20 protein-coding genes are annotated in these 19,893 nt (G+C 65.5%); 2 read left to right on the forward strand and 18 right to left on the reverse strand.

Going from position 1 to position 19,893, the window contains the following annotated elements; translation table 11 throughout:
• Positions 1-24: 24 nt before the first annotated feature.
• From E3T55_RS12645 to E3T55_RS12665, 5 genes are all read right to left on the reverse strand, one after another.
• Positions 25-1,176 (reverse strand): FHA domain-containing protein, encoded by a 1,152-nt coding sequence (locus E3T55_RS12645; RefSeq protein ID WP_134519916.1) that lies wholly within the window; start codon positions 1,174-1,176, stop codon positions 25-27.
• Positions 1,177-1,262: 86 nt separating this feature from the next.
• On the reverse strand, positions 1,263-2,525 hold the full coding sequence (locus tag E3T55_RS12650) for a DUF4192 domain-containing protein (protein WP_134519917.1): 1,263 nt from the start codon (positions 2,523-2,525) through the stop codon (positions 1,263-1,265).
• 99 nt (positions 2,526-2,624) lie between these two features.
• On the reverse strand, positions 2,625-4,586 hold the full coding sequence (locus E3T55_RS12655) for an ABC transporter ATP-binding protein (RefSeq protein ID WP_134519918.1): 1,962 nt from the start codon (positions 4,584-4,586) through the stop codon (positions 2,625-2,627).
• Positions 4,583-6,316 carry an ABC transporter ATP-binding protein gene (locus tag E3T55_RS12660; protein WP_134519919.1) on the reverse strand — a complete coding sequence of 578 codons (1,734 nt, stop codon included), beginning with the start codon at positions 6,314-6,316 and terminating at the stop codon, positions 4,583-4,585. Before E3T55_RS12660 ends, E3T55_RS12655 begins: the two co-directional genes overlap by 4 nt.
• 8 nt (positions 6,317-6,324) lie before the next feature.
• Complete coding sequence (locus E3T55_RS12665; protein WP_134519920.1) at positions 6,325-6,918, reverse strand: TetR/AcrR family transcriptional regulator; 594 nt, start codon at positions 6,916-6,918, stop codon at positions 6,325-6,327.
• A gap of 141 nt (positions 6,919-7,059) precedes the next feature.
• Here E3T55_RS12665 and E3T55_RS12670 point away from each other — a divergent pair, with 141 nt between their 5' ends.
• Both E3T55_RS12670 and E3T55_RS12675 read left to right on the forward strand, forming a co-directional pair.
• The gene (locus tag E3T55_RS12670; protein ID WP_134519921.1) at positions 7,060-7,557 is read left to right on the forward strand and encodes a methylated-DNA--[protein]-cysteine S-methyltransferase; all 498 of its coding nucleotides are present in this window, start codon (positions 7,060-7,062) and stop codon (positions 7,555-7,557) included.
• A gap of 62 nt (positions 7,558-7,619) precedes the next feature.
• Positions 7,620-8,198: a DNA-3-methyladenine glycosylase I gene (locus E3T55_RS12675; protein WP_241993052.1), complete on the forward strand. Its 579-nt coding sequence runs from the start codon at positions 7,620-7,622 to the stop codon at positions 8,196-8,198.
• Between the two features lie 93 nt (positions 8,199-8,291).
• Here E3T55_RS12675 and E3T55_RS12680 read toward each other — a convergent pair whose 3' ends face one another.
• The 13 genes from E3T55_RS12680 to E3T55_RS12740 all read right to left on the reverse strand — a co-directional run bounded on the left by E3T55_RS12680 (position 8,292) and on the right by E3T55_RS12740 (position 19,839).
• Entirely contained in the window at positions 8,292-9,293 is a 1,002-nt protein-coding gene (locus tag E3T55_RS12680; protein WP_134519922.1) for a malate dehydrogenase, read from the reverse strand.
• Positions 9,294-9,460: 167 nt separating this feature from the next.
• The gene (locus E3T55_RS12685; protein ID WP_134519923.1) at positions 9,461-10,204 is read right to left on the reverse strand and encodes a YaaA family protein; all 744 of its coding nucleotides are present in this window, start codon (positions 10,202-10,204) and stop codon (positions 9,461-9,463) included.
• A 19-nt stretch (positions 10,205-10,223) separates the two neighbouring features.
• Positions 10,224-10,484, reverse strand: a complete 261-nt coding sequence (locus tag E3T55_RS12690; protein ID WP_134519924.1) for a F0F1 ATP synthase subunit epsilon — start codon at positions 10,482-10,484, stop codon at positions 10,224-10,226.
• Positions 10,485-10,486: 2 nt separating this feature from the next.
• Positions 10,487-11,950, reverse strand: coding sequence for a F0F1 ATP synthase subunit beta (gene atpD / locus E3T55_RS12695; protein ID WP_134519925.1), 1,464 nt, complete (start codon positions 11,948-11,950; stop codon positions 10,487-10,489).
• Between the two features lie 37 nt (positions 11,951-11,987).
• The gene (locus E3T55_RS12700; protein ID WP_134519926.1) at positions 11,988-12,890 is read right to left on the reverse strand and encodes a F0F1 ATP synthase subunit gamma; all 903 of its coding nucleotides are present in this window, start codon (positions 12,888-12,890) and stop codon (positions 11,988-11,990) included.
• A gap of 54 nt (positions 12,891-12,944) precedes the next feature.
• The gene (gene atpA / locus E3T55_RS12705; protein ID WP_134520052.1) at positions 12,945-14,582 is read right to left on the reverse strand and encodes a F0F1 ATP synthase subunit alpha; all 1,638 of its coding nucleotides are present in this window, start codon (positions 14,580-14,582) and stop codon (positions 12,945-12,947) included.
• An 82-nt stretch (positions 14,583-14,664) separates the two neighbouring features.
• Positions 14,665-15,462, reverse strand: coding sequence for a F0F1 ATP synthase subunit delta (locus E3T55_RS12710; protein ID WP_134519927.1), 798 nt, complete (start codon positions 15,460-15,462; stop codon positions 14,665-14,667).
• A 2-nt stretch (positions 15,463-15,464) separates the two neighbouring features.
• Entirely contained in the window at positions 15,465-16,052 is a 588-nt protein-coding gene (locus E3T55_RS12715) for a F0F1 ATP synthase subunit B (protein ID WP_134520053.1), read from the reverse strand.
• 30 nt (positions 16,053-16,082) lie between these two features.
• Positions 16,083-16,319 (reverse strand): ATP synthase F0 subunit C, encoded by a 237-nt coding sequence (gene atpE, locus E3T55_RS12720; protein ID WP_119975407.1) that lies wholly within the window; start codon positions 16,317-16,319, stop codon positions 16,083-16,085.
• 53 nt (positions 16,320-16,372) lie between these two features.
• The gene (atpB, locus tag E3T55_RS12725) at positions 16,373-17,263 is read right to left on the reverse strand and encodes a F0F1 ATP synthase subunit A (RefSeq protein WP_134519928.1); all 891 of its coding nucleotides are present in this window, start codon (positions 17,261-17,263) and stop codon (positions 16,373-16,375) included.
• A gap of 115 nt (positions 17,264-17,378) precedes the next feature.
• Positions 17,379-17,870: a Cg1360 family ATP-synthase-associated protein gene (locus E3T55_RS12730; protein ID WP_134519929.1), complete on the reverse strand. Its 492-nt coding sequence runs from the start codon at positions 17,868-17,870 to the stop codon at positions 17,379-17,381.
• Positions 17,867-19,120 carry an MraY family glycosyltransferase gene (locus E3T55_RS12735; RefSeq protein ID WP_134519930.1) on the reverse strand — a complete coding sequence of 418 codons (1,254 nt, stop codon included), beginning with the start codon at positions 19,118-19,120 and terminating at the stop codon, positions 17,867-17,869. Before E3T55_RS12735 ends, E3T55_RS12730 begins: the two co-directional genes overlap by 4 nt.
• Complete coding sequence (locus E3T55_RS12740) at positions 19,117-19,839, reverse strand: L-threonylcarbamoyladenylate synthase (RefSeq protein ID WP_134519931.1); 723 nt, start codon at positions 19,837-19,839, stop codon at positions 19,117-19,119. The genes E3T55_RS12735 and E3T55_RS12740 overlap by 4 nt, the downstream gene beginning before the upstream one ends.
• Between the last annotated feature and the right edge of the window lie 54 nt (positions 19,840-19,893).

Consider the following 19,893-nt stretch of genomic DNA (forward strand, 5'->3'; position numbering starts at 1 on the left):
CGAGAGCGACGCTGAGCCGCACGGTTATCGCAGGATTTCGACGCTATTGCCGTCCCCGATGTCTACTACTGTACCGGGCGTGACCGCGAGAGACTGGCCCGAACGCAGTCGGCGGGTGCGACCGTGCGGCGGGCGCACGACCGTACCGTTGGTGGAGCCGAGGTCGGTGACGACGATCGAGTCTCCCTCCTGACGGATTTCGAGGTGGGTCGACGAGACCGCGGAGGTCGGCGACGGCACGGCCAGCAGTCGCGGCGGCTGCCCGATGACGATGCGCGGCAGCCGTGGCTTACGGCCCAGCACGTAGGCCTGATCGAGCCGATGCGGTTCGCCGGAAGACAGCTGGAACGCGTGGCTGGTGACCCGTTCCGTGGCCGGGTCACGACGCGGCGTTGGGCCGGCTTGAGGGTCGTCGCGCACCGCGGGTGCCGGCGCCGGAGTCGGCTCGGGCTCGCCGACGATCTGGCCGTGCCGTGCGGCATGCGGCGGGCGAATGACCGTGTCGGCGTCCATCGCTCGGGACTCGGCGCGTTCCGAACCCGCCCAGGACTCGGTCGGGACCCGCAGCACGGTGTCCGCCTCGGCGAGCGCCCGCGGTGGGCGAATCACGGTGTCGTACTCGGGAAGGCCGTCGAGCTCGCGAGGAGCCTCATACGCCGTGCCAACGTCGTCGCTTTCCGGGGCGGCCAGGACCGACCAGAACAGGGAGGTGCCGGCGAAGGCACCGGTGCCCACTCGCTGACCGGCACCGAGTCCGCCGGCGGCGAGCATCGGGGCATCCATCGACCCGATGACCAGCCCGGTCACGGCACGAAAGTCGGCGAGCAGCCACGGTCGAATGCCACGGTCGCTGAACCGACGCGATCCTCCGATCGAGAACACGTCGGCCATGGCGGTGCCCCGCACGACCGCGGAAACCGGGATACCGTCACCGTCGGTGGCCTGTCGCGGCACAACGACGAGAAAGCTGGTGATGGCTTCCGCACCCGTCAGCGGCAGCAGGGCCACAATCGATTCGAGGTCGAGTGCCTCGTCGAGAACGCGTTCCGTCAGGCAGTCCACCACGCCGCGTGCGGTCCCGAACGGCACACCGGCCAGAAAGCGACGACCCACCACGAAGATCCAGGCCGCCGGTGCCCCTGGCGACATGACGACGGCGACGCGTCCCTGTGGCATGCACGAAGTCTATCGAGGGAAGTCGCGACTCGAGCTGCCACCGACCATCCGCGACCGCCCGCGACGCACGCGTCGTCACGGTGCTCCTACTCGTCTTCGAACGGCACCTGAAACGCCCACTCGGGCAGGTGCCCCGAGCCGAGCAGCGTCTCGAGCAGCTGGGCCATGCTGTAGCCGGGGTCGATGGTGAGTGCCTGGTCGAGAAAGATGCCCGCGACCGATCCGCGCCCCAATGCCCAGGACAGCCAGGCGAGCATGCACAGCGGCGCCGGTCGGGCCGCACGCGGGGCCATGGCAACTACCGTTTTCAGCAGGTCGATGGCACGCTCACAGCGGTCCGGATCCGGCCGCACGGGCGTGTTGCCGAGCATTAGGTCACCCACTCTGAGCCCTCGGCGTCGATCCCGTGCTTCGGAACCGAACCCGGCATCGTGATCAACACCGGGCTCGGCATCGTCGCCGGCCTCCCGCGAGAGTTGCGCCTCGGCCAGAAGATCGAGCGCGACGATGTGATCCATGGTCAGCCCGGTGAGCCGCTGCAGCCCCCAGTACCGCAGGTTGGCCGCATGTGCCTCTGCGCCGACCTCCCGACCGAAGGCGAACTGCACCATCACCTGATCTCGACTGCCCGGGCCTTGCACGAGGTACAGCAGGGCGGCCGCATCAGCGCCGGTCAGGGCGCTGACCTCCCAGCCGAGAGCGACCTCGGCCAACTCGACGGGGTCGACGACCTCACCGATCATCGAGACGAGAGCCGGCCCAGGGCCGGTCGGGCCGAAACCCTTCTGCAGCCGTCGATACTGCGCACCAACGCGCTCTTTCATCGCCAGGTCGATCCTGGGCAGTTCCGTGCCGCTCGTCACGGTCGCGAGGCAGCCGCGTCGTTCTTCTGACAGGCCGGCATTCACGGGCGACGCGGTGATTTGACTGAGCGGATGCCCCGCAGCCGGGCATCGCGGGTCGAGGTAGGAGCCCCACGCGTCCGAAGCCACACAGAGGGCGTCACGCACCAGAAATCCGCTCAACTCGGCTCTCTTGACGAGGGTATCCGCGAACCGCTTATGCGGCAGACCAGGGTGCCCAGACACGGCGTCCGAGGTGTAGACGACCGGAACGACGGCGTCGACGCCGGGGATCTTGCAGAGCGTACCGATGAGCGAGGTCGCGATGCCCCTCTGCAGCTTCACCGGGACATCCGTCGCGGGCAGGTTGAAGCGCAACGCTCCACAGGTTCGATTACCCCGAAAGGCGACGAGCACCACGCTGTTCTCGGGTGTGAAACCGACCAGCTGGGGCACGAGGGCGAGGAAGTCGTGTGCTTCCTTGGTCTTCACGATGTGATTTGGCATGCCCACACTGTGCCCGTCCACCTCCGATTCCGGGGCCGAAACCACGGGCTGTGGATAACTTGCCCCTCGCGAGCGCCCTGTGCGCGAATCCTGGCCCGATCAGACCTCGTCGGCGACCGGCGCCGCAAATTGTGCGGCGTACAGGGCGTGGTATGCACCTCCGGCGGCGAGCAACTGGGCGTGTGTTCCCTGCTCGACGATGCGTCCGGAGTCCATCACGAGAATCAGGTCGGCGTCGCGGATCGTGGACAGGCGGTGAGCGATCACGAAACTCGTGCGGTCGGCGCGCAGGGCGCTCATCGCCTTCTGCACGAGCACCTCGGTACGGGTGTCGACCGAGCTCGTGGCCTCGTCGAGAATCAGCACGCTCGGTTTGGCCAGGAACGCCCGCGCAATCGTGAGCAACTGCATCTCTCCGGCGCTCACGTTGCCGCCCTCGTCGTCGAGCACGGTGTCGTAGCCGTCGGGCAGCGAGTGCACGAAGCGATCGACGTACGTGGCCTGCGCCGCCGCGAGAATGTCGGCTTCGGTCGCTCCCGGCCGGCCGTAGGCGATATTTTCGCGAATCGTTCCGCCGAACAGCCAGGTGTCCTGCAACACCATGCCCATCCGGCTGCGCAGATCGAGGCGGGTCATCTGGGCGACGTCGATGCCGTCGAGCAGGATGCGCCCGGCATCGATCTCATAGAACCGCATCATGAGGTTCACGAGGGTCGTCTTGCCGGCCCCGGTCGGCCCCACAATCGCCACGGTCTGACCGGGTTCGGCAACCAGGCTGAGGTCGTCGATCAGGGGTTTGTCTGGCGAGTAGCGGAAGGACACACCCTCGAAGACCAGCCGGCCGTGCGTCTCTACCGGTGATTCGGCCGGTTCGGCGTCTTCGCTCTGCTCCTCGGCATCGAGCAGGTCGAACACCCGCTCGGCCGAAGCGACACCGGACTGCAGCAGGTTCGCCATCGACCCGAGCTGCGCGAGCGGCTGCGTGAACTGGCGGGAGTACTGGATGAACGCCTGCACGTCACCGAGCTGCATGGCGCCGCTGGCGACCTGCAGCCCTCCGACAATGGCGATGGCCACGTAAACGAGGTTGCCGATGAAGGTCATCGCGGGCATGATCAGGCCGCTGATGAACTGTGCTCCGAAGCTCGCCTGGTACAGTTCGTCGTTCTTCTTCGCGAAGCGCTGCTCGACCTCACGCTGACGGCCGAAGACCTTGACGAGGGCGTGGCCGGTGAAGGTCTCCTCGATCTGGCCGTTGAGTTCACCGGTGTGTGTCCACTGGGCCACGAACAGTTTCTGCGAGCGCTTGGCGATGAGGGCCGTGATCACGAGCGTCAGGGGAATGGTGACGAGGGCGATGAGCGCGAGCAGCGGTGAGAGCAGAAACATCATCACGATCACGCCGATGACGGTCAGCAGCGAGGTGACGATCTGACTGAGCGTCTGCTGCAGGCTCTGCGAGATGTTGTCGACGTCGTTGGTGACGCGACTGAGCAGCTCGCCACGCTGGCGGGAGTCGAAGTACTTCAGCGGCAGCCGGTTGATCTTCGCCTCGATCTCTTCACGCAGGCGAAACACGGTGCGCTGCACGATGCCGTTGAGCACGTAAGCCTGCATCCAACTGAACACCGACGACAGCACATAGAGCACGAGCGTCCACAGCAGCACGGTCGAGAGCATCGCGAAGTCGATCCCGAGCCCGGGAGTCAGGGTCATGCCGCTCAGCAGGTCGGCCTGGGCGTTATCACCGGATGCCCGCAGCCCGGCGATCAGCTCGGTCTGGCTCTGCCCGCTCGGCAGGGACTGCGAGAGAACCCCGCTGAAGATGAGGTTGGTGCCCTCGCCGAGCAGCCGGGGGCCGAGCACGGCGAAGGTCACGCTGATCACGGCGAGGCCGAAAACGAGTGCCAGCCAGAGCCGTTCGGGGCGCAGTGTGCCCATCAGGCGTTTCGCCGAGACGGTGAAGTTCATCGACTTCTCGGCGGGCAGGTTCATGCCGCCAAACGGTCCGCCGCCGCGCGGCGGGCGGGGCGGAACGACGATCTTGTTGATCTCGCTCATGCCGCTTCCTCCGCCGTGAGCTGGGACGCCACGATCTCCTGATAGGTGGTGTTGTTCTGCAGGAGTTCTTCGTGCCGGCCGCGGCCCACGATGCGCCCGTCTTCGAGCACGAGGATCTGGTCGGAGTCGACGATGCTCGACACCCGCTGGGCGACAATGATCATCGTCGCACCCGCGGCGCCGAGCCTGAGCGCCTGCCGCAGCCTGGCATCCGTCGCGAGGTCCAGAGCCGAGAACGAATCGTCGAAAATATACAGTTCGGGGCGCTTCACCAGGGCACGCGCGATGGCGAGGCGTTGACGCTGACCGCCGGAGACGTTGGTGCCGCCCTGCGAGATGGGAGCGTCGAGGCCACCCTCCATCTCGGTGACGAAGTCGGTGGCCTGGGCGATGCTGAGCGCCTGCCACAGCTCGGTCTCGGTCGCATCGGGTTTGCCGTACAGCAGGTTGCTGCGCACGGTGCCCGAGAACAGGTACGGCTTCTGGGGCACCAGGCCGATGTGTCCCCACAGCAGGTCGGGGTTGAGGTCTCGTACGTTGACCCCGTCGACGAGCACGGAGCCGGTCGTGGCGTCGAAAAGTCGCGGCAACAGGTTCACGAGCGTGGTCTTGCCCGACCCGGTGCTGCCGATGATCGCGGTGGTCTCACCGCGCCGGGCAATGAAGCTCACGTTGCTGAGCACCGGCTGCTGGGCCCCCGGGTAGGCGAAGCCCACGTCGAGCAGTTCGATCTCGCCGCGGGCGGTCGTCGTGTTGACGGGGTGCTGCGGCGGATGCACGCTCGATTCAGTGCCCAGCACCTCCATGATGCGGTCGGCCGAGACGGCTGCGCGCGGGATTATCACGGCCATGAAGGTGGCCATCATCACGGCCATCAGGATCTGCATCAGATAGCTGAGGAAGGCGATCAGTGTGCCCACCTGCATCGACCCGTCCTGGATACGAAAGGCCCCGAACCAGATCACGGCGACACTCGACACGTTGAGCACGAGCATCACGATCGGAAACATGAGGGCCATCAGCCGGCCAGAGCTCAGCGCGACCTCCGTGACATCCGTGTTCGCCCGCGCAAAACGGGTCGTCTCGACGTCTTCCCTCGTGAACGCCCGCACCACCCGGATTCCGGTGAGCTGCTCCCGCAGCACCCGGTTGACGGTGTCGATGCGGGTCTGCATCTTGCGGAAAAGCGGCACCATGCGCACGACGATGAAGCCGACCGCCACGAGCAGAATCGGCACGCTGACCGCGATCAGCCAGGACAGCTCGAGGTCCTGCCGGATCGCCATGATGACGCCGCCGATGCTGAGGATCGGCGCGGAGACCAGCAGAGTGCAGGTGGTCAGCACGAGCATCTGCACCTGCTGCACATCGTTGGTCGAGCGGGTGATGAGCGAGGGCGCCCCGAATTTGGTGACCTCCTGCTCGGAGAACTCGCCGACCCGGGTGAACACCGCGCCGCGCACGTCACGGCCAACGGCCATCGCGGCCTTGGCGCCGAAGTAGACGGCCACGACGGCGCAGATGATCTGGCCGAGCGTGATCAGCAGCATCACCCCGCCGACGCGCAGAATATAGTCGGTGTCCCCGGTGGCCACACCCTGGTCGATGATGTCGGCGTTGAGCGCCGGCAGGTAGAGCGAGGCGATCGACTGCAGCAGTTGAAAGATCACGACGGCCACGAGCAGGCGCCAGTGCGGCCGCAGATAGCGCGCCAACAGGGTCCAGAGCACGGGTTCTCCTAGCGGGAAGAGTTGTCGGAAGGGCCGGGCAGGCCGGCAATTCCGTAGAGGATGAGCGCGGTGATCTCGTCGTCGTCGAAGGCGGCGCCGAGGTGCATCAGGGGCATGCTCGCGACGAGGCTGACCATGCGGATGATCTGGGCGGAGCGTTCGCCGGAGAAGTTCAACCGGGCGAGGTCGGGGGCGAGTGCGAGCGCGAGAATCTCGGTGAACTCCCGCCGGGGGTCGTGGGGATGCGGCTTGCCGAGCAGCCCGAGCGCGGCCATGAGCGTGAACACCGTCGTGAAGCGTTCCCGCATCAGCACGACGATGCTGCGAACCCGCTCGTCGAGCGGGAGGGCGATGTCGACGGCCCGCAGTTTCTGGCGAAACGGCTCTGGGTCGAGCTGACGGTCAACCGCGGCCTGAATGAGCTCTTCCTTGCTTCCGAAGGCGCGAAAGATCGTGCCCTCGGCGATGCCGGCCCGCTCCGCGATCTGCTTCGTCGTCACGGCCGCGCCGAATTGCGTCAACAGCGGTGTGACAGCGTCGACGAGCATGGCTCGTCGGTCTTCGACCGTCAGGGAGGGTGCGCGCGCAGGCTTGTCAGTCACCCGTCGACTCTAACTGAGTGAGCGCTCACTCACAAGGCTCGAGAGGAAACAGAGTTCCTCCACAGGGCGCCGTTCGTGCGACCTGTCCCCAATGTCCGAATCCCGCGAGGTCTCGCGCAGCACCCCGGCTACAGTCGGAATATGGACAGCATCCCTCCCTCCCTGATTCGCCTGGCAAGTCCGATCGGCCGACTCGAACTCACCGCCGGCCCCTCGGGCATCCTCTCGCTCTCCATCGAGACCGACGGACACCTCCCCCTCGAGCAGACCCCCGAGAAGCCCTCCCCCGTGCTGCGCCGGGCACAACGGCAGCTGACCGAGTATTTCTCCGGTACCCGCACGGCGTTCGACCTGCCGGTCGCGCTCGATGACGGCACGGCGTTTCAGCGCAGCGTCTGGCAGCAGCTGAGCCGGCTGCCGTTCGGCAGCGTGGTGTCCTACGGCGCCCTCGGGCAGTCCATCGGCCGTCCCGGATCGGGGCGCGCGATCGGCGGCGCCGTCGGCGCCAATCCCGTTCCGATCATCGTCGGCTGCCACCGAGTACTGGCAACGAACGGCCGCATCACCGGTTACAGCGCGGGCGAGGGCATCGCCACCAAGGCCTGGCTGCTCGACCACGAAGGCATCGGCCACAAGTGACGGATGCCGCGGCCCCTGCTGCCGCCGCCATCACCACCACCGAACCGGCCGCCGAACGTGTCGTGCGGGCATCCGTGCTGACCGGTGACGACGATATCGCGCGTTGCGCGTGGGCCGGGCTCGACACCGAGTACCAGCGCTATCACGACGAGGAGTGGGGGCGCCCGCTGCGAGCCGACCAGCGTCTGTTTGAGAAGCTGTGCCTCGAGGGCTTTCAGGCCGGGCTGTCATGGATCACGATTCTGCGTCGGCGCCCGGCGTTCCGTGCCGCGTTTCACGACTTCGACGTTGCCGCTGTCGCCGCGATGACACAAGACGACGTGAGTTCGCTGCTGCTCGACGCGAGCATCATCCGGCACCGGGGCAAGATTCAGGCCGCGATCAGCAATGCCCGGCTCACCCTCGACCTCAACGTGAGCCTGGGCTCGCTGATCTGGAGCTTCGCCCCACCGGCCCGTGCCGTTCGGCTGGCGACCCTGGGCGATGTGCCGGCGATCACCCCCGAGTCCACCGCGCTCAGCGCTCATCTGCGGGGCCTCGGCTATAAGTTCGTCGGGCCGACCACCATGTACGCCCTCATGCAGTCTTCCGGCCTCGTCGACGACCACGTCACCGGCTGCCACCGCGCCGTCGGCGCGTGAGGAGCGCGGAGAGCGTGGGCCGCTGCGTCGACGCTGCCGCGCGGCGCTCCTCTCAGCAGCACGCGACTTGAGAGCACGCCACTCGAGAGCACCCTACTGAGTGGCGAGCAGACCGAGAGCAGCGACGGCGTCACGCTCGGCCACGAGTTCGGCGACCGAGGCGTCGATGCGGGCCCGGGAGAATTCTGCGATCTCCAGGCCCGGCTCGATACGCCAGTGACCCGCCACCGACCGCACCGGAAAGGAGCTGATCAGGCCCTCCGGAACACCGTAGGAGCCGTCGGAGACGACCGCGGCGCTGGTCCACTGTCCGGCACCGCTCGGGGTGCTGTTGGCCCAGTCGTGCACGTGGTCGAGGGCCGCGCCGGCGGCCGAGGCGGCGCTTGACGCGCCGCGCACGGCGATGATTTCGGAGCCCCGCTGAGCGACGCGGGGAATGAACTCCGCTGCCAGCCAGCGCTCGTCGACGAGGTCACGCACGAAGCATCGCTCCCCCGATTTCAGCCGCACGGTGGCGTGGAAGACATCGGGGTACTGGCTGGCGGAGTGGTTTCCCCAGATCGCGACACCCTCGATGGCGGTAACGGAGACATCGAAGTGTGCGGCGAGTTGGGCGACGGCGCGGTTGTGGTCGAGCCGGGTCATCGCCGTGAAGCGGTCGGCGGGCACGTCGGGGGCATGGCTTCTGGCGATAAGCGCGTTCGTGTTGGCGGGGTTGCCGACCACGAGCACCCGCACATCGGATGCCGCTCCCGCGTTGATCGCGGCGCCCTGCGGCCCGAAGATGCGTCCGTTGGCGGCGAGCAGGTCGGCGCGCTCCATGCCGGCGGCCCGAGGCCGGGAACCGACCAACAGCGCAACGTTGACGCCGTCGAAGGCCTGCGTGAGGTCATCCGTGATCGTGGTTGAGGCCAGCAGCCCAAAAGCGCAGTCCGCAAGCTCAAGGGCTGTACCCTCGGCGGCTGCCAGTCCCTGTGGGATTTCCAGAAGCCGCAGGTTGATCGGGGTGTCGGGCCCGAGTAATTGCCCGGACGCAAGGCGAAACAGCAGCGCGTAGCCGATCTGCCCACCGGCGCCGGTCACCGTCACGTTCACTGGCTTGACCGTCGCTGGCGTGGCAGTCGCTGGCGTGGCAGTCGCTGGGTAGACAGTCGTTGACTGAGCAGTCACCCGACGGTCGTCAGCGGGATCAGGTGCACGCGAGGCAGTGGTCACGCGCTCATCCTACCGACCGCTCCGACGTCACGCTGCCCTGCGCGCGCTTACACGACGAGAAGGAGGGTGGCGGGGCCGCCGCGGCGCAGGGTGAAACCCGCCGTGGGCGCCCAGGCGAGCAACTCATCGACGGTCGCGAAGTCCACACCGTGGTCGAGAAGTGCGCGCGTGAAGAGTCCCTTCCACTTCTTGTTGAAGTGGTTGATCGCGCGGGTGTGGCCCGCGGCCGTGACCGTGACGACGCGCAGAAAGAAGGACTCTGGTCGGCGCGGCGCGGCGCCGAGCGACACGTATCCCTCGGAGCGCAGGTCGAGCACGAGCCCGTCGGCAGCGCCGAGCGCCTTCGTGACCGCGACCGTCCAGTGCGCCTTGAGCGGATGCTCCGGCACGCGTGAATCGTGCGACAGCCGGTACGCCGGAATCGGGTCGAGGGCACCAAGCGGGCCGAACAGCGCCGAGTGCACGACGAGGTGCTCCCCCGCGAAGGCGCGAGCTGCGGGCGAGAGCGAGTCCGCACCGAGGGCGTCGTACAGCACGCCGGTGTAGCGGTCGATCGCGGCCATCGCCGCGGAGGTCAGCAACAGCCGGTTGCGCTCGATCTCGGCCGTCTGGGTGCGGCCCAGCTTCAGCGCGGCCATGGCCGCATCCGGATGTTTACTCAGCTTGACCACGGCGCGCGCCAGTGCGCGGCGTCGGGTGTTCAGGGTCGGGTAGCGCAGGGCCGCCCAATCGAGGCACAGAAAACCGCCGCCGGAGCGTTTAGTCTCCGACGGCGGTATCAGTATCAGCACGTGATCAGTGGAAACAAGGTCAGACGAGTTCCGCCTTGCGCGCCACGATCGTAACCGTGTTGTTGTCGACGGACAAGAATCCGTCGGCCGCTTCGGCCTGAACCTTGGATCCGTCGGGAAGCGTCATGCGCACCTCGCCGGCAGCCAAAATGGCCAGCATGGGCTCGTGGCCGCTGAGGATACCAATTTCACCCTCAACGGTGCGAGCGACAACCATCGTTGCTTCGCCGGACCACACTTCGTGGTCTGCCGAGACGACGCTGACAGAGAGTACGGCCATGCTTAGCCGTTCTCTTTCTGAATCTGAGCCCACTTCTCTTCGACGTCGTTGATGCCACCGACGTTGAAGAAGGCCTGCTCGGCCACGTGGTCGAAGTCACCGTTGGAGATGGCGGTGAAGGATTCGATGGTGTCCTTGAGGGATACCGTGGAGCCTTCGACGCCGGTGAACTTCTTGGCCATGTAGGTGTTCTGCGAGAGGAACTGCTGAATACGACGGGCACGGGAAACCGTGACCTTATCTTCTTCGGAGAGCTCGTCAACACCGAGGATCGCGATGATCTCCTGGAGTTCCTTGTTCTTCTGCAGGATCGCCTTGACGCGCACGGCCGTGTTGTAGTGGTCGGCACCCAGGTAGCGGGGGTCGAGGATACGGCTGGTCGAGGTCAGCGGGTCGACGGCCGGGTAGAGGCCCTTCGACGCGATTTCACGCGACAGCTCGGTCGTGGCGTCCAGGTGGGCGAAGGTGGTCGCCGGTGCCGGGTCGGTGTAGTCGTCGGCGGGCACGTAGATCGCTTGGAGGGAGGTGATCGAGTGGCCACGGGTCGACGTGATGCGCTCCTGAAGGATACCCATCTCGTCGGCCAGGTTGGGCTGGTAGCCCACGGCGGAAGGCATGCGGCCCAGAAGGGTCGACACCTCCGAACCGGCCTGGGTGAAGCGGAAGATGTTGTCGATGAAGAGCAAGACGTCTTGCTTCTCCACGTCGCGGAAGTACTCAGCCATGGTGAGGGCCGAGAGGGCGACGCGCAGACGCGTTCCCGGCGGCTCGTCCATCTGGCCGAAGACGAGCGCGGTCTTGTCGAAGACGCCGGCTTCTTCCATCTCGGCGATGAGGTCGTTGCCCTCACGGGTACGCTCACCGACTCCGGCGAACACCGAGACTCCACCGTGGTCCTGCGCGACGCGCTGGATCATTTCCTGGATCAGAACGGTCTTGCCGACACCGGCACCACCGAAGAGGCCGATCTTTCCACCGAGAACGTACGGCGTGAGAAGGTCGATGACCTTGATGCCGGTCTCGAACAGCTGAGTCTTGGACTCGAGCTGGTCGAAGGGCGGCGGCTTGCGGTGGATGGGCCAGCGCTCGGTGATCTCGATCTTCTCGCCCGGAGCGGCGTTCAGCACGTCTCCGATGACGTTGAAGACCTTGCCCTTGGTGACGTTTCCGACCGGAACCGTGATGGGGCTTCCGGTGTCGCGGACTTCCTGTCCGCGAACGAGGCCGTCCGTCGGGTTCAGGGCAATGGCCCGAATGAGGTCGTCACCGAGGTGCAGAGCAACCTCGAGGGTGATCTCGCTCGTAACGCCACCGATGGTGATCGTCGTCTTCAGGGCGTTGTACATGCCGGGGATCGAGTCATGCGGAAACTCGATGTCGACAACGGGGCCGGTGACGCGGGCGATACGGCCAACAGAGCCGGCCGTATCCTCCGCGCGGACTGGCGCGGTTGCGGTGTCAGTCATTGCTCTCTCGTTTCTGGTTCATTCTTGGCTTCTCGGGTTACTTCTTGGCGGATGAGAGCGCATCGGCTCCACCCACGATCTCGGAAATCTGCTGCGTGATCTCGGACTGACGCGCGTTGTTGCTCAGGCGCGTGTAGTCCGTGATCAGCTTGTCGGCGTTGTCGCTGGCCGACTTCATGGCCTTCTGACGGCTGGCATGCTCTGAGGCGGCCGACTGCAGCATGGCGTTGAAAAGACGGCTCTCGATGTAGACCGGCAGCAGACTGTCCAGCACGGTTTCAACCTCGGGCTCGAACTCATACAGCGGCAAGACCTGGTCGCTGCCGGGTTCTTCGACGCCCTCAACCACTTCGAGGGGAAGCAGCCGAACGACCTCGGGAACCTGCGTGACCATGCTGACAAAACGGTTGTAGACGATGTGAATCTCGTCAACGCCGCCGTCTTCGGAGTCCCTCAGGAACGTCTCCAGCAGTGCCTCGCCAATTTCCTTGGCCGTTTCGAACGTGGGCTGGTCGGTGCCGCCGGTCCAGACCCGCTCGGATACGCGGTGCCGAAAGCTGAAGTACGCGATCGCCTTGCGGCCAACGAGGAAGTACGTGACGTCCTTGCCCTGGCTGCGCAGCAGCGTGGTCAGCTCTTCGGCTTCCCGCAGTACCTGCGAGCTGAACGCTCCCGCAAGGCCTCGGTCCGACGCGAAGATGACAACCGCGGCGCGGTTGATCGTCTCGGGCTCGGTGGTCAGCAGGTGCTCAACGTTCGAGTACGTGGCGACGGCCGATACGGCTCGCGTGACTGCACGCGAGTACGGGGTGGACGCAGCGACTCGCGCCTGCGCCTTTTGAATGCGCGAGGCAGAGATCAGCTCCATGGCCCGAGTGATCTTCTTGGTCGTCTGGGCAGACTTGATTTTCTGCCGGTAGACCCGAAGTTGCGCTCCCATGTGTCTCCTGTGCTTCCTTGTCTATCGGTGCTGTATCGAGGGTGTCGAGCAGATCTAGCGGCGGTGCTTGACGATCTTTTCCTGGTTGACGTCATCGGGCTTGATGGCCGCGAAGGTTTCCTTGCCAACCGAGGCGAGCGGCTTGCCCTCGCCGGTCTGGAACTCCTGCTTGAACTTGTCGATTTCGGTGCTCATCAGGGCGACGGTGTCGTCGGTGAGTACGTTCGTCTCGCGCAGCGTTGACAGCACGGTCGTGGTGCGGCCCAGGAACTCGAGCAGTTCGCGCTCGAAGCGCAGCACGTCAGGAACCGGAACCTCGTCGAGCTTGCCGTTGATGCCGGCCCAGATCGAGACGACCTGGTCTTCGACGGGGTACGGCGAGTACTGCGGCTGACGCAGCAGCTCGGTGAGGCGGGCGCCGCGAGCGAGCTGACGACGGCTGGCCGCGTCGAGGTCCGACGCGAACATCGCGAAGGCTTCGAGCGAACGGTACTGGGCGAGCTCGAGCTTGAGCGTTCCCGATACCTTCTTGATCGACTTCACCTGGGCGTCGCCACCAACACGCGAAACCGAGATACCCACGTCGACCGCGGGGCGCTGGTTGGCGTTGAAGAGGTCGGACTGCAGGAAGATCTGGCCGTCGGTGATCGAGATCACGTTGGTCGGGATGTACGCAGCGACGTCGTTGGCCTTGGTCTCGATGATCGGCAGGCCGGTCATCGATCCGGCGCCGAGGGCGTCGGAGAGCTTGGCACAACGCTCGAGCAGGCGGGAGTGCAGGTAGAACACGTCGCCGGGGTACGCTTCGCGTCCCGGCGGGCGACGCAGCAGCAGCGATACCGCACGGTAGGCCTCTGCCTGCTTCGACAGGTCGTCGAAGACGATGAGAACGTGTTTGCCGGCGTACATCCAGTGCTGGCCGATGGCCGAGCCGGTGTAGGGGGCGAGGTACTTGAAGCCGGCCGGGTCGGAGGCGGGGGCAGCGACGATGGTCGTGTACTCCATGGCTCCGGCGTCTTCGAGGGCGCCCTTCACCGAGGCGATGGTGGAGCCCTTCTGGCCGATGGCGACGTAGATGCAGCGAACCTGCTTCGTCGTGTCGCCGGACTCCCAGTTGGCCTTCTGGTTGATGATGGTGTCGATCGCGATGGCCGTTTTACCGGTCTGGCGGTCACCAATGATGAGCTGGCGCTGGCCGCGGCCGATCGGGATCATGGCGTCAATTGCCTTGATACCGGTCTGCATCGGCTCGTGCACCGACTTGCGGTCCATGACGCCGGGAGCCTGCAGCTCGAGGGCACGACGGCCCTCGGTCGCAATTTCGCCGAGACCGTCAATGGGGGCGCCGAGCGGGTCGACGACACGGCCGAGGTAGCCGTCGCCGACGGGTACGGAGAGGACCTCGCCAGTGCGGTGCACCTCCATGCCTTCGACGATCCCGGCGAATTCACCGAGAACGACAACGCCGATCTCATCTTCGTCGAGGTTCTGGGCGAGGCCCAGGGTGCCGTCGGCGAACTTGATGAGCTCGTTGGCCATGACGCCGGGAAGTCCCTCGACGTGAGCGATTCCATCGCCCGCGGTGGTGACGTATCCGACCTCGGTCGTGGAGGTCTTGTTCGGCTCGTAGGACTTCACGAAGTCCTGGAGAGCGTCGCGGATCTCATCGGGGCTGATCGTTAGTTCTGCCATCATCTTCCCTTTTCTGTACGGGTGGTACAGGTTCTGTCTCAAAAATTGTGTTTAGTGCGTGCGGGTCGTGCGGGGGTGTCGCTTAGCGAACGAGCTGAAGCCGAAGATCCGCGAGCCGGGTTGCGATGCTGCCGTCGATGATGTCCTGGCCGATCTGCACCCGAACACCGCCCACGAGCGACTCGTCAATGACGAGGTGCACGGTGAGCTCGCGGCCGTAACGCTCGCCCAGGCTCGTCGTGAGCCGGCCGAGCTGGGCCGTCGACAGTGCCGCCGCGGAGATGATGGTCGCGATCGTCGTTCCCGACTGGTCGGCGACGACGGATGCCGCGTGGCGCAGCAATTCGCCGATCCGGCGTCCCCGGGGCTGCTGCACCAGGTGCCGCACGATGGCCAGGGTCTGACCAGAGACCTTGCCGGCCAGGAGTGCCTCAACGAGGCCCGCCTTCGCATCCGGCTTGCCGAGCTTGCTGACCAGGGCCAGTTCGAGCTCGGCGTCGGAGGATACCGTCGCGCCGAAGCCGAACAACTCGGCCTCGATCGCGGTGCCGGCCGGAGCAGAGATCGCGGTTGCCCGCAGTCCCAGATCTTCGATACCGGCGAGTAGGTCGTCGTGGCTGGACCAGCGCTGCGAGGCCGCAGCCTCGAGAAGCGCCAGCGCCTTCGGCGTCACGCTCTTTCCGAAGACAGCACGCACCAGGGTCGTTTTCGCCGTCGGCTCGGCGGCCGGGTCGGCCAGGGCTGCAAGCAGCTGTGAAGACCTCCCGATCACACGGCCGGCGTTGAAGAGGCTTTCGCCGGTCGCCAGATCGGTTGGACCGCCCGCAACGGACAGTGCCGCTCTGGCCGTGGCCAGTGCTTCTCTGGTGGCGCTACCCATGGCTAGTTCTTTCCGGCCGTTGAGGCCGTGGACGCGTTCGATGTGGCCTCAAGCTCAGTGGCTTCGAGCTCGGCCAGAAAACGGTCAACGATGGCGCTTGCCTTGGCGTCGTCGGTGAGGCTTTCACCGATGACCCCGGAAGCCAGGTCAATCGCCAGGGTACCGACCTCGGAGCGCAGGGACACGACGGCCGCCTGACGTTCCGCTTCGATCTGGGTCTTGGCCGTGGCCGCGATGCGGTTGGCTTCGGCCGAGGCCTGTTCCTTGTGCTCAGCGACGATGCGCTGGCCATCGGTACGGGCCTGGTCACGAATCTGACCGGCCTCGGCGCGGGCACCCACCAGCTGGGCCGTGTACTGCTCGAGAGCAGCTTCGGCCTTGCGCTGGGCGTCGTCGGCCTTGGCGATGTTGCCCTCGATGGCCTCTGCACGGTCGTCAAGAAGCTTCTGCATCTTCGGAAGTGCGAACTTCCAGAAGAAGAACAAAATCACGACAAAGCAGACCGCCGACCAAATGATGTCGTAAATCTCGGGGATGAGCGGGTTCGGCGCCGCTTCTTCCGTAGCGGCTGCAATTACTGCGTGAAGCATCATGCCTCCTAACCTAAGTAGTGAAGAGGACTAGTTCGTGAAGATGAAGTAGGTAGCGATACCGATGAAGGCGAGCGCCTCAGTGAAGGCGATACCGATGTACATCAGAACCTGCAGGCGACCGGCGAGCTCGGGCTGACGCGCGACACCCTCAATGGTCTTGCCAACGACGATACCCACGCCGATTGCCGGGCCGATAGCTGCGAGGCCATAACCGACGGTTGCGATGTTTCCGGTGAGTTCCGCAAGAACGGTTGTTGAGTCCACGAATGTTTCCTTCCGAGATGGTGAAACCGGCGAGTGCCGAATTCCTAAAGTGTCTAGTGTTCCTCAGCCAGCGCGAGCTGGATGTAGACGGCGGTGAGCAGGGCAAAAATGTAAGCCTGGAGAACGGCAATCAACACCTCGAAGAGCGTGAAGGCGAAGCCGAAGACGAGGGTACCGGCGCCGAAGAGCTTGAACCCGCCGTCCGCCGTGAAGAAGAAGAAGTGGGTCGCACTGAAGAACAGCACGAGCAACAGGTGGCCGACGATCATGTTCATCATGAGTCGGAGTGTGAGGGTGACCGGTCGCACCAGGAACGTCGAGATGAATTCGATCGGCGTCACGATGATGTACAGGGCCGGCGGCACTCCGGGCGGGAAGAGCGAGTTGCGGAAGAACTTCGCGGGGCTCTTCTTGACGCCCGCGTAGATGAACGTTCCATACGAGATCACGCCGAGAAGCAGCGGGACGCCGATGACCGAGGTTCCGGCGATGTTCAGGAACGGGATGATACCCGTCACGTTCATGAACAGGACCATGAAGAAGATGGTCGTCAGGAGCGGCAGAAAACGCCTGCCGTCCTTCTTGCCCAGTAGATCCTCCGCGATGTTGACGCGCACGAAGTCGAGTCCCATTTCGGCGATGCTCTGCATGCGGGTCGGGATGACCTTCATGCGGCGAGTGCCGAGCCAGAAGACGAGCATCAGGACCGCGACCGACAGGAAGCGGATCAGGATGATGCGGTTGATCTCGAAGGGAGTGTCCGCGAAGAAAATGACGTCGGGGAAGAACTCATTGATTGACGGACCGTGGAATTCACCGTCGCCAGTGGCGGACGGGACCAGCAGGTTTACGGCGGTTTCTAGCAGCGCTTTCTCCTGTTTCGGGGCGGTGAGCTCTGCTCGCGCATCGACGAATGGGGGCGGGTTTACGACGCTGTACAGCATGAGCAAACCGGGGTGGATCGGTGTTTACTCTAGCAAAGAACCGGCGCTGAACCGAATCGAGACGGAACTGAAGCGAGGCCAGCCTCCGCACCAAGAGCCGGTCGGGTGGCGTGGGTCAGGCATCCGTCGGCGCCGGTGGCAGCGTGACGTCACTGACGTAGCTCATGCGGCTCGTCATGACCACGACGGCATCGACCACGAGAGAACCGATCACGCCCGCGACGATGCTGAGAAAGAGCACGATCGGCGATATCCACGGCTGGTCGCGCAGCAGGAACATGAGGGCCAGAAACACGACGAACTTAAGCAGCCAGCCGCCCATCACAATGCCGAAGAACGCACCGATGGCGGACTCGTGACCGGCGAAGCGGTTGGCCAACAGGATGCTGCCCGCCGTGATGCCCATGAAGACCACGGCCATGGCAGTGCCGATCAGGGCGCTGACGACGCCAACGCCCCCCTGAAAGATGCCGCCGAGGGTGGCTCCGACCACGGCGATGCCGAGTGCCAGCCAGCCCCCGTAGACGAGTATGCGTCGCAGCACCGGGATCGAGGTGGGCTGGGCCGGTTTGTGGGTGTCGTGGGGCGTTGTCTGGGGGCTGGTCATGCGTGCTCCTCGGCGGTGATGGGTCGTGCGGGCGTGGCGGGATCTGCGGCCGCTTCGTCGAGCGGGTCAAGCCGGGCGAATTCGCCGGTCTGCGGGTCGGCGCTCGGTGACTGCTGGCTGGCAACCTCCTCGGCCTTGCGCCGACTGAGCGGCGCCAGGGTGACAACCGTGCACAGCAGCAGGGCGAGCACGAGGAAGATCGTGGCGTACCACGTAGGCAGGCCGAAGTAGACGGGCAGCACGAAGTAGAGCAGGCAGCCCACGGATGCCGCGGTCGTCCACCCGTAGAAGATCAGCACGGCGTGCAGGTGGGAGTGTCCCATGTCAAGCAGGCGGTGGTGCAGGTGCTTGCGGTCGGCACTGAAGGGTGATTTGCCGGCCCGAACCCGGCGGAACACCGCGAGCCCGAAGTCGAGCAGCGGAATGACCAGAATCGCGAAGGGCAAGAGGATGGGAATGAACGCGGGAAAGAGCTGTGAGCGGTTCACGGCGGTCGGGTCGACCTGACCGGTGATGGCGATGGCCGAGGTCGCCATGAGCAGTCCGACCAGCAGCGCACCGGCATCGCCCATGAAGAGCTTGGCGGGGTGCCAGTTCAGCGGCAAGAAGCCGACACAGGCTCCCACCAGGATCGCCGCGATGAGGGAGGCGAGGTTGAAGTAGTTGGTCGGCGAGGTGTCGCGCACCAGCAGGTAGCTGTAGAGAAAGAACACCCCGTTGGCGATCAGGGCGACGCCCGCAACGAGTCCGTCGAGGCCGTCGATGAAATTGATCATGTTCATGACGATGACGATGGCCACGACGGTGATCATGATGGACATCCAGGCGGACCCCACCGTCAGGCCGCCGATCGGCAGTGAGAGCACCTGAACGCCCTGCCAGGCCACCAGACCGGCCGCGATGAACTGGCCGGCGAGCTTGGTCATCCAATCGAGGTCCCAGATATCGTCAGCGACACCCAGCAGCACGATCAGCAGCGCCGCACCGAGGATCGCCAGGATCTGCTCCGGGTTGGCGAAGATCAGGCGCAGCGGCGCGAACTGCGAGGCAATCAGATAGGCCACCCCGAACGCCGCGAGGATGCCGAGGAACATGGCGATGCCGCCGAGCCGCGGCGTGGGCCGGGTGTGTACGTCGCGCGAGCGGATGGCGGGGTACAGCCGGTAACGATGGCTGAGTTTGAGTACGACGAAGGAGAAACCGAGGGTAACCACGGCAGAGACCAGCGCGAGAAGAATAAAAAGGGTCATGGGGTGTCGATGACGCCCTCGCGGGGTTCGGCGTCGGCCAGGGCGGCGCCGATGACGGCCGCGATCGCTTCGCGGGAGATGACCCCGCTGCGCACGATGACGACCTTGCCGCCATTGGTGTCGAAGCCGGTCGCATCGACGATGGTCGACGATGTGTCACCGGGGCGTTCGCCGATCGCCTGATAGGTGAGCCCGGCCACTCCCCCGTCGAGGTAGACGGCCACACTGGTGCCGAGCATGTCCTCGGCACCCTGGGCGTCGATCGCGGAGGGCATCCCCGACACATTGGCCGAGGAGACGGCGAGCGGGCCGGTCTCGGAGAGCAGGTCAAGCGCGATGGGGTTGCTGGGCATGCGCAGGGCGACCGTGCCCCGCGTCTCGCCGAGGTCCCAGACCAGCGAGGGCTGGGCGTGCAGGATGACGGTCAGTCCACCCGGCCAGAATTCGGCGACGAGGTCGCGGATCGGCTGCGGCACACTCTCGGCGAGGGCGTCCAGCGCGGTGATGCGCGGAATCAGCACGGGCGGGGGCGAGGTACGGTCGCGGCCCTTGGCGTCGAGCAGCTTCTGCACGGCTTCGGGGCTGAAGGCATCCGCTGCGATGCCGTAGACGGTGTCGGTGGGGATGACGATCAGGGCGCCTCGGCCAATGGCCGAGAGCGCGAGCCTCTTGCCGGCCGCGTATTCCGTGTCGACCGAGCAGTCGTAGATTCGAGTCATTTCGGGCAATTCTAGTGCAGCAGCATCCGGGGAGGCTGTGACCGCCCCGGCCGG

The organism is Cryobacterium frigoriphilum (genome assembly GCF_004403305.1).
In the GTDB taxonomy this organism is placed as follows: domain Bacteria; phylum Actinomycetota; class Actinomycetes; order Actinomycetales; family Microbacteriaceae; genus Cryobacterium; species Cryobacterium frigoriphilum.